Genomic DNA, 15,196 nt, shown 5'->3' with positions numbered 1-15,196 from the left:
GACGGTTAAATGGACAGTTAAGACAGTTAAGTGGACAGTTAAGACAGTTAAGACAGTTAAGCAGATAGTTAAGACAGTTAAGACAGTTAAGCAGATAGTAAAAATATTTAAAATAGTTAATGAATCATAATTACTAACTTTCAGGAAGCACGAGGTAGAAGCAAGACTGCCCTCTACCTCGTGCTTTCCATTTATCAAAATTTCTGGGCTGCTGCCTCTAGCCATTCCTATGCAGAGCATAGGAATGAGATAAACATTTAGATATGCTGCTTTCCCACAAGGTGAATACCCTAGTTAGCAGCTAGTTTGTCCGGCTCTTTTTGGGCTGGCGATCGCGGCGATTTACGTCCAGAGATATCATGTAGTAAACCCATCAGTGCGGGTACGACGGTGGGAGTCAAAATCGTCGAAAAAGCCAGACCACCTGTTAAGACAATACCTAACCCCTGATATAACTCTGAACCTTGTCCTGGTAGAACTGCTAGCGGTAACATCCCCAACACACTAGTTCCAGCAGACATGAAAATCGCCCGTAAGCGATCGCTTGTTGCATTATATAAGGATGCATCAAAATCTTCACCTGCTTGCTGGAGTTGCAAGGCGCGATCAACCAACAAAATAGCATTGTTAACAACCACACCTGTCAGAATTACAAATCCCAAGGCTGTAATCATATCCAATGCCACATTCATTCCCGGAATCATGTTGGCAATCACTAGGCTCAATAGTGCGCCACTCATACCCATTGGCACTGTTGCCATAATTACTACTGGGTAGAGGAATGAGCGATATAACGCCACCAGTAACAAGTAAGTAATCAAAATCGAAATTGCAAAGGCAGCAGCTAATTGACCAACAGTTGTTGCTAACTGATCTGCGGAACCTGCCAGTTCTAGCCGATAGCCTGTTGGTAAACTAGCACGTAAAGGAGCCAGAATTTCTTCTTCGGCACGTTCTACCAGCGTAGCAAGGGGGGCATCTGGTGCAAGGGAAACAGTGAGGCTAATTGAGCGCTCTAAATTAACGTGGTTAATGGCATCGGCTCCCGTTGTTTCACGGACTTCGGCGATATCCCCTAGTTGCACTTGTCGTCCTTGTGCATATAGAGGCAATTGGCGCAGTTGCTCTGGCGTTTCCACAGCAGTATTTTGTAGTTCCACTGAGACATCTAGTTCTTCTTTGCCATCAATGTAATTGGAGGCAACTCGACCGCCCAATGCTGCTTCTACTATTGAACCAATTTCTGCTTCCGAAAGTCCGACTTCCGCAATGCGTTCGCGGTTGGGAATCACTTGTAATTCTCCTGCACCCAATACGAAGTTTGAGCGCACATTCTGCACTCCTGCAAGCGATCGCAATTTGCCGGTAATTTGCTTTTCTAAGTCACCAATCTGATTTAAATCAGCCCCAACAATATCCACTTCAAATTCTTTACCCGGATCGCGGAAGATAGAAATCCGGGTTGGGATTACAAAGCGGTATCCAGCAAAGTTGCTGCTTTGGGCGCGTAACCGATCCACCATCTCAGTGAGTCCTGTAGTGGTGGCAAATTCTGGTTTTAAGATAGTTGCAATACCGCGCAGTGCGCCTGGACGGTCAACATACATGATGCGCTCGACTTCTGGTTGCGATCGCAGAAATTTTTGTACAGGTTCAGATTGCCGAATCGCTTCGGGTATACTGGTTCCCGGTAACGGTTCCGCCCGCAACACCACTAAGTTACGATTTCCTTCGGGTAGATAATCGGCAGGTGGCAAAAGAAAGATACTAGTTACGAGTAAAACGATGGGAATCGACAGCACAATTAATCTGCGCCCAATCCGCTTACGTCCCAGTGACCAACTAACAGTAGCGACGAGAAAGTTTTCCAGTTTGGTTTGGAAATGACGAAACACCGCAGAGGTTTTGGCCACCATCCGTTCAAACCAATTACCGCCCCGATATTCTCCACCCTGCATCATTTGCATGGCTTCTGATTGTTTGAGGAACAAGCCCGATAGCATTGGGACTAAAGTTAATGCCGCAAACAGGGAGAATAGAGAAGAGGCAGAAAGAGCGATCGCCATATCAGCATAGAGTTGCCCGGCTTCACCCGTCACCATTAACAAGGGTACAAAAACGACTACGTTAGTTAAGGTGGAACCAAGCATTGCGCCCCAAACTTCCTGAGTCCCTTCAATAGCTGCCCGCATCGCACTTTTACCTTGCTGCATGTGGGTGAAGACATTCTCAATCACAACGATCGCATTATCTACGACCATACCCACTGCAAACGCCAATCCCGCCAAACTGATGATGTTTAATGTGCGTCCAAATGCAGACATGACAATAAACACCATAATCAGTGTAATGGGAATTGTAATTGCCACCACTGCAACGGTACGCATGGAGCCAAGGAACAGAACTAAGACAATGGTTGCTAACAGCGCCCCACTGACTAAGTTGCCTTGGACAAATTCAATGGATTGATTGATATACTGGCTCTCGTCATAGTTGTAGACAAAGCGAATGCCTTGATTTTGCTTGTCAAACTCAGTTTGCAGTGCAGCAATTTCCGCGCGGATGCCTTTAGCCACCTCTGGCACATTCGCCCCAATTTGCCGAATTACACCGACTGCTGTCCCAGGTTTGCCGTTGAACACCAATGCACCATCTTGGGGTTTGCGTCCCATCTGGACTGTTGCTACATCTCGCAAGTAAACAGTGCCCGATTGGTCGCGTCGCAATACAAAACCTTCAATTTGTGATAAATCTTGCGATCGGCTGATTGTGCGGACTCGATATTCCCGCCGTCCGAGAATTAATGGCCCACCCCGAATATCGCGGTTGTTTTCTTGAAGAACTCGGACTACATCACCAATTGCGAGATTGCGATCGCTTAATGCTTTTGGATCAACCTTCACCTCTACTTCTCGTTCTTGTCCACCCACTAACAAAAACTGCCCAGTTCCTTCGACTCGCCGCAAACGAGGAATCACCACTTCTTCTGCTAAGTCTCGATAACGGTCTGCATCCGGTTTAAATCCGTCTTTGGTATCAAAGGGAATCCACATCATCGGCGAACTGTTACCACCCACCAGTTCCACACTCGATTCCTGCGCTTCTGGGGGCAAGCTTCCCACCTGCTGCAAGCGGTTGAGAACATCTACCATCCGTTCTCTGGCGTTGGCATCTTGAGCAAATTCCAAGGTAATGCTGCTGCGTCCAGCACGAGAAGTACTGCTAATTTCTTGAACACCTAGTACCTCTTCCATCTGTTCTTCAATGGGGCGGGTAATTAGGTCTTCTACTTCTGTTGGCCCTGCGCCGGGATAAGTAGTTGTGATTGTAATTTCCGGGCGATCGCCTCCTGGTTGCAATTCTAGGGGTAACTTTAGTAGGGAGAATACCCCAAACATTGCCAGCAAGCAAAACAAAACAAAAGTTCCATGTCGCCAACGAACAGCGGTTTCAATAAAGTTCATAACTAATTCGTAATTCGTAATTCGTAATTCGTAATTCAGAAAATTATATTTAAACTGGGTTTCCAGTATTTTGAAGAAGGAAAGGCTAAAGGAGAAAGAGATGATTCTTTCTCTTTAACCGACTTCTGCAAGAAGTCTATGGAAGTGTGGTACAACCTATCTTTTAAGTTGGATCAACTATCTTTACAGGCGCACCATCTTGCAATCCATCACCGCCACGTAGCACTATGCGTTGACCGGTGCGTAAAGTGGGATGATAAATTGCGACATTTTTACCCATGTCAGAAACCATCTCGACTGGAATTTGTTTAGCTTTGCCATCTGCAACTGCAAAAACTAGCCACTCGTTTTGTCTTCTGGTTAATGCATCTCGTGATACCACAAAGCTAGAGCGATTCGAGGGCATATTTAGGTTCCCAGCGATCGCCATTCCTGGTATTAATCCTGAGGGGGGTTTGTTAATTTGGACACGCACCATCTGGCGACGAGAGGCAGTATCAGCAGAAGGGACGACAGCAGTAATAGTGGCGCGTTGTTTCCATTGCGGTAGGGCGCGAGTTGTGAGATCGATTGTCATCCCTGGGGTAACTTTACCACTGAGTTCTTCGGGTAACTCTAGGAAAATATCGAAGCGATCGCCTGCTACTAAGGTGACAATTTGACCAGAACTTTGGACTAAATCACCATTGCTGATGTGACGAGTCTGCACTATACCCGATTCCGATGCCAGAATCCGAGTGCGCTGCTGTGCTAATTCTGCTTGAGCTAAGGTGGCTTTAGCTGCTTCTACATTTGCTCGTTGGGCGGCGATTTCTTCTTGAATTGGCCCAGCTTTAGCTTCGGCAAGTTCTGCCTCGGCTTCTAACCGTTCTCCCTGGATGTTATTCAATTGTGCTTGGGCTTCCACTAACAATCTTTGAGATAAAGCACCCTCTTTAACAAGATCGCTGGTGCGTTTCAGGTTATCCTGTGCTTCCAGTTCTCGCGCCTTCGCAGATGTAACAGCCGCTTGCCGTTGAGCAATGATTTCAGGACGAGTGCCAACTTCCAAACGTGCTAGATTGCTCCGTTGTTGTGCCAGTTGCGCTCGTGCTTGGGTAATTGCCAATTGCTGATCGGTATCATCCAGTAAAGCGATCGCCATTCCTACTTTCACGCGATCGCCTGGTTGCACTGAAATTTGCTTGACAATTCCACTAGTTTGAGCGCGGATTGTTGACTGCTGAGTGGCTTCTACTTGTCCCAACAACTGGACACTTCTGGTAGCACTTCCAGTTGCGAGAGAGATTGTTTCAATTGGTTTTGGAGGTGGTCCTTGCTGCTGTGCCACAGAAGAGCGTGGTGTGCCACCAGGAGCGAACATCCGCCAGAGGATAATGCCACCGGTTGCCAGAAATAGAATCAGCAATCTCCAGAACCAAGGTTTACCCGAACGAGTAGGTGCTAACTCAGAAGGCACAGAACTATCTGATTGGGTTTCAACCTTTGAAACTTCAGTTTCAGAAGTATCCATAGCGATTAATGGTGGGCTACTGAGGGTTAAGGACTAACTATTAACCGTTGAAAGTGAACAATGAATAGTCCAATGTTCGCTATCAACAGTCAATTATTTTAGATAAAAGTAAATTTACGTTACCTTTTCTGTAGTTTATTGGATAAATATGACAAAGAAATGTCAAGGATAGTCATTGGTCATTAGACCTCTTGCATAAATCAAAAACGCGATAAATTCTCATAAAGACGCGATAAATCGCCGTCTCTACAATAATGCATTGGATTCAACTATTAGTTCTTTAACGCGATCGCGCGGTAAGCCTAACTCTTGACTAAGAGCGGTTTCAAGTTGGCTTATATCTGTGATTGGAAATTCAAATACTATCCTTGTGAGAACTGAGTTGTTAGTTTTAACGTTCACCCGTGAAATTCCTTTTTCAGGGAAAACTTCGACTTTGATCGCTACTATCCTTTTCATAATCTGTCGTGCCGATTGGGTGTCTGCTAGCAGATATTTTTTGGTGATATTGGAGCGACTTAAAATTCGATCTCCTACAAAGCTGCTCCCTAGCCAAAAAACTAATCCAATCAACGGCAAGGACAACCAAAACACAAAGCCTAACGATCGCAACGCTTGAAAAAATTGAAGTTGCTGCATGGAAGGTATCAGGTTGAGTGTTTCCCGTCACTTTTGCGTCATCCTTTTACCTTAATCTAAAATTAGCAAGGAAAAATTACGGCAACCTGAGCAAATAGGATGTTGATCTTACTAGTCGAAGATGACACATCGCAGTTAGAGCCGCTGCGGGCAGCCTTATTGAAGGTGGGGCATACAGTTGATGCGATCGCAGATGGGGAAACAGCACAATGGTTTGCCTTTCGCAAAGACTATGACTTACTGATTCTAGATTGGATGTTGCCTAAAGTCAGTGGCGTAGAATTGTGTCAAGTATATCGACGAGCAGGTAAGCTGACTCCTGTATTGATGCTGACGGCGAAAGACACAGTTTTAGATAAAGTAATGGGTTTAGATGCTGGAGCCGATGATTACTTAGTAAAGCCTATAGATGTTCTAGAGTTATTGGCACGAGTCCGGGCACTAGGAAGGCGATCGCCTATGTGGCAAGGAGATATACTTAGCTTGGGCGATTTGCAACTTCATTTATCCAGTTTGACGCTCGAACTTGGTTCATTGACAACTCAACTTTCTAGCCGGGAGTTTCAATTGATGGAATATTTAATGCGTCATCCCCGCCAAGTATTATCTCATAACCAGATTGAGCAAGCCCTTTGGAGCTACGGAGAGGAACCAGAAAGTAACGCGGTTACTACCTTAGTTCGCCGCTTGCGCCAGCGCCTACAAACCATTGGTGTCAAAGATTGGATAGAAACAGTGCATCGAATGGGCTATCGAATAAATCCGCCTTTCTAAGCCGTCAGGGGGCAGGGGGGCAGAGGAGCAGGGGAGCAGAGAAGGAAAAACTAATGACAAATGACCAATGACAAATGACAAATGACTAATGACAAATGACTAATGACAAATGACTAATGACAAATGACTAATGTTTGATCATAGCCGTCGTAATCTCGCTCACTGGTTTGCCCTGTCAATGGGTGGAATTTTGTTCGCTTTTGCAGGGGTGGGCTATTGTCTGAGTGTCGAAGAACAGTTGCGGGTTTTTGATGACGAACTCTTTTCGCAAAGTAAAACCTTTGCTGCCAAAACCCAATACTCGCTTTATCAAAGTCAATGGAAAAATCAGCGCGGCCAGACTCCTGTAGAAAGCGGTGTATCGTTGAATGGCGGGCTAATGTATGCGCGGTGGTATAACTCTAATAAACAACTTTTGCAGTTTGTTGGTTCATCGGGTGGCAAACAGTTGACCGCAGAACCTGGATTTCAAACTTTAGAAGCACCAATAAGCTCAGAGTTACCTACTACAAAAACCTGGGTTCGCCAAGTTACACTTCCTGTTTTGGAAGGTAAGGTGCTGATTGGCTATTTCCAAACGGCAGTTCCCATGAACTCTCTACGCGTTGGACTAAATCAAGCCCGCTTGTTTTTAACTTTTGGGGTTCCCGTGACCTTTGGTGTAATAGGCATTACAGGCTGGTTTTTAGGTGGATTAGCAATGCGACCAAGCCTCCGTGCTTATCAGCAATTGCAGCAATTTACAGCCGATGCTTCTCATGAATTACGCGCACCCGTTGCTACGGTATTGAGCAATGCCCAAGTTGCCCTGATGCCCCCCGAAGACCCCGTGGAGCAAAGATTGCGTTTGCAAAATATCGTCCAAACTGCTAAGTCCATGAGTACGCTGATCAATGATCTGCTTTTCCTGTCGCGTCATAATGGCTCCCTTGCAGAAACCGGATTAAAACCTGTTGACTTGTGTGAAATATTGCGATCGCTTGCTCAGGATTTTGCTACCCAAGCTCCTGCTCAAAATCTCAATTTCGATGCTCACCTTCCAGAGCATCCCCTCATGTTAAAAGCTGATGCTAATTTGCTCAAACAAGCTGTAATTAATTTACTGACTAATGCCTTCAAGTACACACCAGCAAACGGTAAGGTGCAATTATATCTTTTTACCCAGTCTCACTCTGCGGTAATTCAGGTCAAAGACAACGGCATTGGCATTCCATCCAGTGATTTGCCACATATATTTGATCGTTTTTATCGTGTAGATACTGTCCGATCTCGGCAAACAGGCGGCTTTGGACTTGGACTTGCGATCGCTCAACAAATTGTGCAACGATACGGAGGGCAAATTACTGTAAATAGTATTCTAGGTCAAGGCTCTACCTTTCAAATTAGTCTTCCCCTAAAACTTGGACAAAAATAATTCAAAATAATTTGACCCAAATCACCCAGAACCCCGACTTCCTTGCCTCTTTTTCAACTCCCCTCAAGGCACTTACAATTAATATATTTGCTACAAAAAAACTATGAAAGCTGAAGTAGAAAACCATCTCAGGCTGACTTGTGAAGTAGAAACTACCCTAAAGGTGATTGGCGGACGCTGGAAAGTTTTGATTATTAGAGAATTAATGACTGGCGTCAAAAGGTTTGGTGAGTTGCAACGGGCTTTACCTGGAGTTACCCAAAAGATGCTAACCCAACAACTCAGAGAAATGGAAGAAGACGGCATTATTCATCGAGAAGTTTATCCCCAAATTCCACCAAAGGTAGAATATTCGTTAACGCCTTTAGGAGAAACTTTGGAACCAATTCTCTATGCTATGCATGAATGGGCTATTCAAAATTTAGCTCGAACAAATCACCATTAATATTGATTACACAGAATAAATAATATTTACTAATTTTCAATTCGAGTAAGCAAATTATCTGTGCGATCTGGAATTTTGAATTTATTCGTTGTTGCGTAAATACTCAATTGCGGCCTCTAATTTTGAGGAGTAACTTTCAGCAAATCTTTCAAACCAAAGCCCTTCAGATGAGAGTGGATCTACTTTTGCTAACCATTTTTTCGCTTCCACTTTCAAAGCCTCTAATTGTTTGGCTTTGAGTTGTTCTTGTCGAATTTGTTCCTGTTCTAATTCTTGCTGTCTTTTTAACTCAATAGCAGCATCCTCTTCGGCAAAATCAGCCTTAACTTCTGCCAAAAGGTTATCTATAAAAGATGCTGACTTTGGCGATGCTGGAATAAAGGATTTTGCTGTAGCTGATTTTGACTGCTGCTGTTGTGGTTGAACTTCTTTGTATTCAGTTTGAAGTTCAGCTAATAGCTTATCAATGGAATCCATGTTTGCAATTCCTAATAAATGGTATAGCTAATACCGCTTTGTGTAATTCGTAATTCGTAATTCGTAATTCGTAATTCGTAATGGGTTACGCCCCGCTACGCTAACTTAATTACCACTACGTAGGGTTTTAGATATTAAAAAGCGTGGATTATTTACGCCGAACTGTACTAGTCATTAATGGCATTGAGTAGCACTTCCGATAGACTCAAATCTTCCATGTCTTCCATAGTAATTGTGTCACAGATATCAAACTTAGCACCAGCACTTTGGAGTTCATCGTCTAAGACTTTGAGAAAGCGGGTAGCTTGTGGATCTGTGCCGACTTGAATAAAGGAAATGGCTAATTCTTCATCTCTATCTATGCGGCGAGAAGCTTCAATAATTACCCTCATAACTGCTTTGCGATCGTCCGGTTCACCATCAGTAACCACTAAAATTGTTTCACCATTTGGCTTTGTTTGACCGGCTGCTTTGCGTTGTAAGTAATCATCAGTTGCGTGTTTTAACACACCGGCTAAATCAGTTGTACCAGAAGGGTCATTTTCTCGGAAAATTTGCCCTACTATGCTGGATGTGACATTTTCGTACCGCTTAAATTTACCAGAAAATACGTAAATAGTTATGCCATCGGGGTCAAATTGCTCACATTTGCTAGCTAAAGCTAAAGTAGATTCCTGTGCTGCAAACCATCTACTTCTACCACCCTTTTGATCTTGGGTTGCCATGCTGCCGCTTTTGTCGATAATCAAGGTATAGTCACGATTTTCTAGCATGATTAAATTCTCCAGTTAATAGTTAAAGAGTTACTGGACTATGGGTGATCAACACATTAGTCAGTTATGGCATTCGTCAATACATCGACAAGACTCATTTCTTCTAAGTCGTCTAAAGTGACGGTATCGCAAATATCAAATTTAGCGCCGACACCTTGCAATTGATCATCCAAAGCTTTCAGAAACTTAGTTGCTTGGGCATCTGAACCTACTTGAATGATCGAAATTCCTAATTCTTCATCACGTTCCATCTGGCGAGTTGCATGAATGATGACTTCAAACACAGCTTTGCGATCGTCTGGTTCACCATCGGTGATGACTAAAATTGTCTCTCCATTTGGCTTGGTTTTACCAGCTGCTTTGCGTTGAAAGTAGTTATTGAGCGCATCTTGAAGTACACCTGCTAAGTTTGTCGTCCCAGCAGGGTCATTTTCGAGAAATATCTGTGCAACTTTGGCTGAGGTGACATCATCGTAGCGTTTAAATCTACCAGAAAAAACATAAACGGTGATGCCATCGGGGTCAAACTGTTCGGCCTTTCTTGCCAAAGCGAGAGTAGACTCTTGGGCTATCTCCCATCTACTTCTACCACCCACTTGGTCGGGTGTAGACATACTACCGCTTTTGTCAATGATTAAGGTATAGTCGCGATCGCTCATCATAATCTTCCTCTAATTGTTACCCTGTAATTCTAGTCTAGTCCACGATTTTAACGATACAGCAAGCATTTTAAGGTTTCGTATTAATACCGCTACTCATTTGCTACTCAAATCAACAAATCGGGGTTAATTACGTGGGTGTTATTAATTGCAATGATGCCGATTACGAAGCAATTTCTTCTTTCCCAGACGAACATTTTCTCAATCAGCCATCCAAATTACTAGAGTAAATACAAAGATTTAATCCACTCCAATTCCTCTGCCAAACCCTCTCTCAGGGAGACTTGCGGCTCATATCCCAGAATTTTCTCTGCTTTAGATATATCAGCAGCGGTGTGACGGGCGTCTCCCATTGCCTTTTCTATGTAGTTTCTTTTGATTGCTTTCCCGACAATTTCTTCAATCGTATCCAAGACTTCTGCTAAAACCACTCTGCTACCACCACCAATATTAAAGATTTCTCCTACTGCTTGGGGTGCAGCAGCGGCAGCTAAATTGGCAGCGATGATATCACTAACAAAAGTAAATTCCCGCGTTTGTTGTCCATCGCCGTAAATAGGAATTGCCTCATCTTGCAAAATGGATTTAAAGAACTTATGAAATGCCATATCTGGACGCTGTTTGGGGCCATAAACAGTGAAATAGCGCAATGTCACACAAGGCACGCCAAAGTTTTTGTGATATAGTTCACACAAAAACTCTGCTGCTAGCTTAGTAATACCGTAAGGAGAAACTGGTTGAGGAGAAATCCCTTCGTGAGTGGGTAATGTTTCCGCATCACCATATACACTCGACGAAGAGGCAAACACTAATCTTTTTAGGTGTTTAGCATCCTTAGCTGCTTCTAGCAAAACTTGTGTAGCATTAACATTCCTTTCTGTATAATCTCGAAAAGCTTTACCCCAACTTGCTCTGACACCTGCTTGTGCCGCTTGATGGTAAACTACATCAACATCTTTTAGGAGTTTCTGCCAATCTAAAAACTGAATATCTCTTTCAATTAATGTAAAGCCAGGTGAACGATGTAAGTGTGCAACATTGTTACGCTTTAATATAGGATCGTAATAATCATTGAATTCATCAACCCCAATCACTTCTTCTCCTTGTTGTAGCAATGTTTCTACAAGATGAGAACCAATAAAGCCTGCTGCTCCAGTAACGATAATTTTAGCCATGTCGCCTATTTTTTATATCCCGATTTATCTCTATATTGACAAGTTAATAATTATAATCAATATTTTGCTATTAATTGAAAATTTTTTAATCTATTACTATCGGTCTATCAACATAACAGATAATCAAACTAATATACTTGCATTCAAAATACATTATTAAGTCTGTTGAGCAATAGGTAACAATAAAAATTATCAATTCATTCATTAGTGAATTGATAATTTTCAAATTGAAGAAGAATTCAGAAGTCAGAATTAAGGAGCGGAGCCGGAGACTCCGAAAGCTCCGGTCAGAATTTAGAATAACTATATGAGTTTATGCCTATATACTTAATTATAAAGGGCTTGCACAAGTGTAAGAATTGATGAAAAAATTGATCCGCGAGAACCGCTAAGGTATTCTCGTTTCGCAAGGAACGCACGAGGAAATCTGTGAAAGTTTTAGTTGTCGGTAATGGGGGGCGCGAACACGCTCTAGCATGGAAACTGTTGCAATCTAAGCAAATTGAGCAAGTTATCTGTGTACCAGGGAATGGGGGCACGGCAAGTATGGAACGTTGCCAGAACTTGCCCTTAGCAGTAGATGATTTTGAGGGCATGAGCCGATATGCTTTAGAACATGGCATAACTCTGGTTATAGTTGGGCCAGAAGTCCCCCTATCTAAGGGAATTACAGATTACCTCCAAGACAAAGGATTGATGGTATTTGGGCCAGTCAGAGCGGGAGCGCAAATTGAAGCGAGTAAAGCTTGGGCAAAAGCCTTGATGCAAGAAGCAGGGATTCCGACGGCACGGGCAGCGGTATTTACGGAGGCAGCAGCAGCAAAATCTTACATCAAATCTCAGGGAGCGCCAATTGTTGTCAAAGCTGATGGCTTGGCAGCTGGTAAGGGTGTAACGGTGGCTGAAACACTTGCACAAGCAGAAAGTGCCGTTGATGCGATTTTTCAGGGACAATTTGGCAGTGCTGGTGAGTTTGTCGTCATTGAAGAATGTTTGATTGGGCAAGAGGTTTCAGTTTTAGCGTTGACTGATGGGTTAACAATTAGACCCTTGCTGCCAGCTCAAGACCACAAGCGGATTGGTGATGGCGATACGGGGGAAAATACTGGTGGGATGGGAGCATACAGCCCAGCACCCATTGCTACCCCAGAGTTGATGGCACGCATTCAAACAGAAGTCTTAGAAAGAGCGATCGCCACCTTACGAGCTAAAGGCATTGATTACCGAGGCGTACTGTATGCTGGATTAATGATTGCACCCGATGGCGACTTGAAGGTTTTGGAATTTAACTGTCGCTTTGGCGATCCCGAAACCCAGGTAATTTTGCCACTGTTAGAAACACCCCTAGAAGAGTTGATTCTAGCCTGTGTACAACAACGATTAAGTGAATTGCCGCCCATTGCTTGGAAAGGGGGAGCATCTGCCACTGTCGTTGCAGCTTCAGGTGGTTATCCAGGAGAATATGAGAAAGGCCAGATCATTACTGGCATTGGTGAGGCAGAGGCAACAGGAGCAACTGTATTTCATGCAGGTACGAAGTTGAATCAGCAACAAGAAGTAGTGACAGATGGGGGTCGAGTATTAAATGTGACTGGAATTGGAGAAAATTTTGAGCAAGCGATCGCCCAAGCCTACGCTGGTATCAAATATATTCAGTTTGATGGGATATTTTATCGGCGAGATATCGGTCATAGAGTTAGGAGTTAGGAGTTAGGAGTTAGGAATTGGGAATTAGGAGTTATTCCCCATGCCCAATGCCCCATGCCCAATGCCCCATTTCCCTAACATATTTGTCAAATTAACTGTTAATTTTTTAGTTGTTGGGCTTTATAACAAAGACTACTAACAACTTTATTTAAGATGCTAACTCTGTTAAAAACAATTCGACATGCGATCGCTAGTTGGTGGTCAGAGTTCACACTCCAGACCAAACTGCTGGCTGTTGCCACGTTGGTGGTTTCATTGGTGATGAGTGGTCTGACCTTCTGGGCTGTAAATACAATTCAGCAGGATGCGCGGATGAATGACACCCGCTTCGGTCGTGATTTGGGGCTGTTGCTTGCTGCCAACGTTGCGCCCCTAGTCGCTGACAATAATCTCACTGAGGTTGCCCAATTTTCCCAACGTTTTTATAGCAGCACCTCTAGTGTGCGTTATATGCTCTACGCCGATGAAACCGGGGAAATCTTTTTTGGCATTCCTTTTTGGGATGCCGAGGTAGAAAATTCCCTCACCATTAAACGGCGAATACAACTGCCTGAAGATTACCCTGGTGATGGGGAAAAGCCGATGGTGCGGCAACACATGACTCCAGATGGAGCAGTTACCGATGTATTTATTCCCCTGATCGTCAATCAAAAATACTTAGGTGTATTAGCGATCGGGATCAATCCCAATCAGACCGCTGTTATCTCCACCAATTTTACCCGCGATGTCACCATTGCCGTTTTTATCACGATTTGGGTAATGGTGATTTTGGCAGGAGTGATTAACGCCTTGACCATCACCAAACCCATTAAAGAACTGCTAGTGGGGGTGAAGCAAATTGCTACCGGGAATTTCAAGCAGCGTATTGATTTACCTTTAGGGGGCGAACTGGGGGAGTTAATTTTAAGCTTTAATGAGATGGCAGAGCGATTAGAGCGCTATGAAGAACAGAATATTGAGGAACTGACCGCAGAAAAAGCCAAGCTAGAAACCCTAGTTTCGACGATCGCAGATGGTGCCGTGTTGATTGATAACAACATGCAGGTGATTTTAGTCAACCCCACAGCGCAGCGAATTTTTGGCTGGGAAGCCGCTGATGTGGTAGGGCACAATGTTTTACATCACTTGCCCCCATCAGTACAAATGGAAATCACCCGTCCCTTGTACGAAATGGCAGCAGGCGAATGTGAAAGCGCCGAATTCCGAATTTTTATTAACCAACCCACCCCACGGACGATCCGCATTCTCTTGACTACAGTACTCAATCTGCAAAGGGAAAGCATCAAAGGTATTGCAATCACTGTCCAAGATATAACCCGTGAGGTGGAATTAAATGATGCAAAAAGCCAATTTATCAGCAACGTTTCCCACGAACTGCGAACGCCTCTATTCAACATCAAAACCTATATTGAAACCCTGCACGACTACGGCGAAGACTTAGGTTTAGAAGAACGGCAAGAGTTTCTCCAAACTGTGAACCATGAAACCGATCGTTTAACCCGCCTAGTTAACGATGTTTTGGATTTGTCAAAACTAGAATCTGGTCGTAACTACAGCTTCGATGGCGTGGATTTAGCCCAAGCGATCGAGCAAACACTGCGTACTTACCAACTCAATGCTAAAGATAAAGGTGTTGAACTCCTTCAAGAAGTTGCTCCTAATTTGCCACTGGTAATGGGTAATTATGATCTGTTAGTACAAGTGTTTGGCAACCTGATTGGTAATGCCCTTAAATTCACAAAAGCCGGTGGGAAAGTAGCAATCCGCGCCTACCAACTGGATTTCATACCCAATCACACCCAATCTTGTCCAGTGCGGATTGAAATTTCCGATACTGGAATTGGCATTGCCACAGAAGATCAACACTCAATTTTTGAACGCTTCTTCCGCGTAGAAAACCGAGTTCACACCCTAGAAGGCACAGGTTTAGGTTTATCGATTGTCAGAAATATCATCGACAGACATCGTAGTAAAGTCCATCTGGTGAGTGAAGTTGGTATAGGCACAACTTTTTGGTTCGACTTAGCCGCATTTGAAGAAAAAGCACCACCGATACAAGTTGAAGCGATTGCGGAAGCATCCAAAATCACCACAGCTTGAAAGATTGGGCATGGGGCATTGGGCATGGGGCATTGCTTTTCCCTATTCCCTATTCC

General features: G+C 43.8%; 12 protein-coding genes. 5 read left to right on the top strand and 7 right to left on the bottom strand.

The window, feature by feature from the left end; all coding sequences use genetic code 11:
• Positions 1-290: 290 nt before the first annotated feature.
• The 3 genes from ACWATR_RS25900 to ACWATR_RS25890 form a co-directional block, all read right to left on the bottom strand.
• Positions 291-3,464, bottom strand: a complete 3,174-nt coding sequence (locus tag ACWATR_RS25900; RefSeq protein WP_460338670.1) for an efflux RND transporter permease subunit — start codon at positions 3,462-3,464, stop codon at positions 291-293.
• A 163-nt stretch (positions 3,465-3,627) separates the two neighbouring features.
• Positions 3,628-4,977, bottom strand: coding sequence for an efflux RND transporter periplasmic adaptor subunit (locus ACWATR_RS25895; RefSeq protein ID WP_460338668.1), 1,350 nt, complete (start codon positions 4,975-4,977; stop codon positions 3,628-3,630).
• A gap of 246 nt (positions 4,978-5,223) precedes the next feature.
• Positions 5,224-5,616 (bottom strand): hypothetical protein, encoded by a 393-nt coding sequence (locus ACWATR_RS25890; protein WP_069071224.1) that lies wholly within the window; start codon positions 5,614-5,616, stop codon positions 5,224-5,226.
• Between the two features lie 99 nt (positions 5,617-5,715).
• Here ACWATR_RS25890 and ACWATR_RS25885 point away from each other — a divergent pair, with 99 nt between their 5' ends.
• The 3 genes from ACWATR_RS25885 (at position 5,716) to ACWATR_RS25875 (ending at position 8,249) form a co-directional block, all read left to right on the top strand.
• On the top strand, positions 5,716-6,390 hold the full coding sequence (locus ACWATR_RS25885; RefSeq protein WP_181930049.1) for a response regulator transcription factor: 675 nt from the start codon (positions 5,716-5,718) through the stop codon (positions 6,388-6,390).
• 130 nt (positions 6,391-6,520) lie between these two features.
• Positions 6,521-7,804 carry a sensor histidine kinase gene (locus ACWATR_RS25880; RefSeq protein ID WP_460338665.1) on the top strand — a complete coding sequence of 428 codons (1,284 nt, stop codon included), beginning with the start codon at positions 6,521-6,523 and terminating at the stop codon, positions 7,802-7,804.
• A gap of 103 nt (positions 7,805-7,907) precedes the next feature.
• A complete protein-coding gene (locus ACWATR_RS25875; RefSeq protein WP_460338663.1) occupies positions 7,908-8,249 on the top strand; it encodes a winged helix-turn-helix transcriptional regulator in 342 nt (113 codons plus the stop codon).
• Between the two features lie 81 nt (positions 8,250-8,330).
• On the opposite strand, the gene ACWATR_RS25870 is transcribed toward ACWATR_RS25875, so the two are convergent.
• From ACWATR_RS25870 to ACWATR_RS25855, 4 genes are all read right to left on the bottom strand, one after another.
• Positions 8,331-8,726 (bottom strand): salt stress protein, Slr1339 family, encoded by a 396-nt coding sequence (locus ACWATR_RS25870; RefSeq protein ID WP_069071220.1) that lies wholly within the window; start codon positions 8,724-8,726, stop codon positions 8,331-8,333.
• A gap of 167 nt (positions 8,727-8,893) precedes the next feature.
• Positions 8,894-9,499 carry a vWA domain-containing protein gene (locus ACWATR_RS25865; protein ID WP_069071219.1) on the bottom strand — a complete coding sequence of 202 codons (606 nt, stop codon included), beginning with the start codon at positions 9,497-9,499 and terminating at the stop codon, positions 8,894-8,896.
• 56 nt (positions 9,500-9,555) lie between these two features.
• Complete coding sequence (locus ACWATR_RS25860) at positions 9,556-10,161, bottom strand: vWA domain-containing protein (RefSeq protein WP_069071218.1); 606 nt, start codon at positions 10,159-10,161, stop codon at positions 9,556-9,558.
• Between the two features lie 218 nt (positions 10,162-10,379).
• The gene (locus tag ACWATR_RS25855) at positions 10,380-11,333 is read right to left on the bottom strand and encodes an NAD-dependent epimerase/dehydratase family protein (RefSeq protein ID WP_460338660.1); all 954 of its coding nucleotides are present in this window, start codon (positions 11,331-11,333) and stop codon (positions 10,380-10,382) included.
• A 429-nt stretch (positions 11,334-11,762) separates the two neighbouring features.
• Here ACWATR_RS25855 and purD point away from each other — a divergent pair, with 429 nt between their 5' ends.
• Both purD and nblS read left to right on the top strand, forming a co-directional pair.
• Positions 11,763-13,040, top strand: coding sequence for a phosphoribosylamine--glycine ligase (gene purD / locus ACWATR_RS25850; RefSeq protein WP_460338658.1), 1,278 nt, complete (start codon positions 11,763-11,765; stop codon positions 13,038-13,040).
• 153 nt (positions 13,041-13,193) lie between these two features.
• Entirely contained in the window at positions 13,194-15,140 is a 1,947-nt protein-coding gene (nblS, locus tag ACWATR_RS25845; protein ID WP_460338656.1) for a two-component system sensor histidine kinase NblS, read from the top strand.
• Positions 15,141-15,196 lie beyond the last annotated feature (56 nt).

This window comes from Nostoc sp. UIC 10890 (assembly GCF_054786515.1).
The sequence above is the reverse complement of the archived record's forward strand: the minus strand, read 5'-3'. Positions and strand labels throughout refer to the sequence as shown.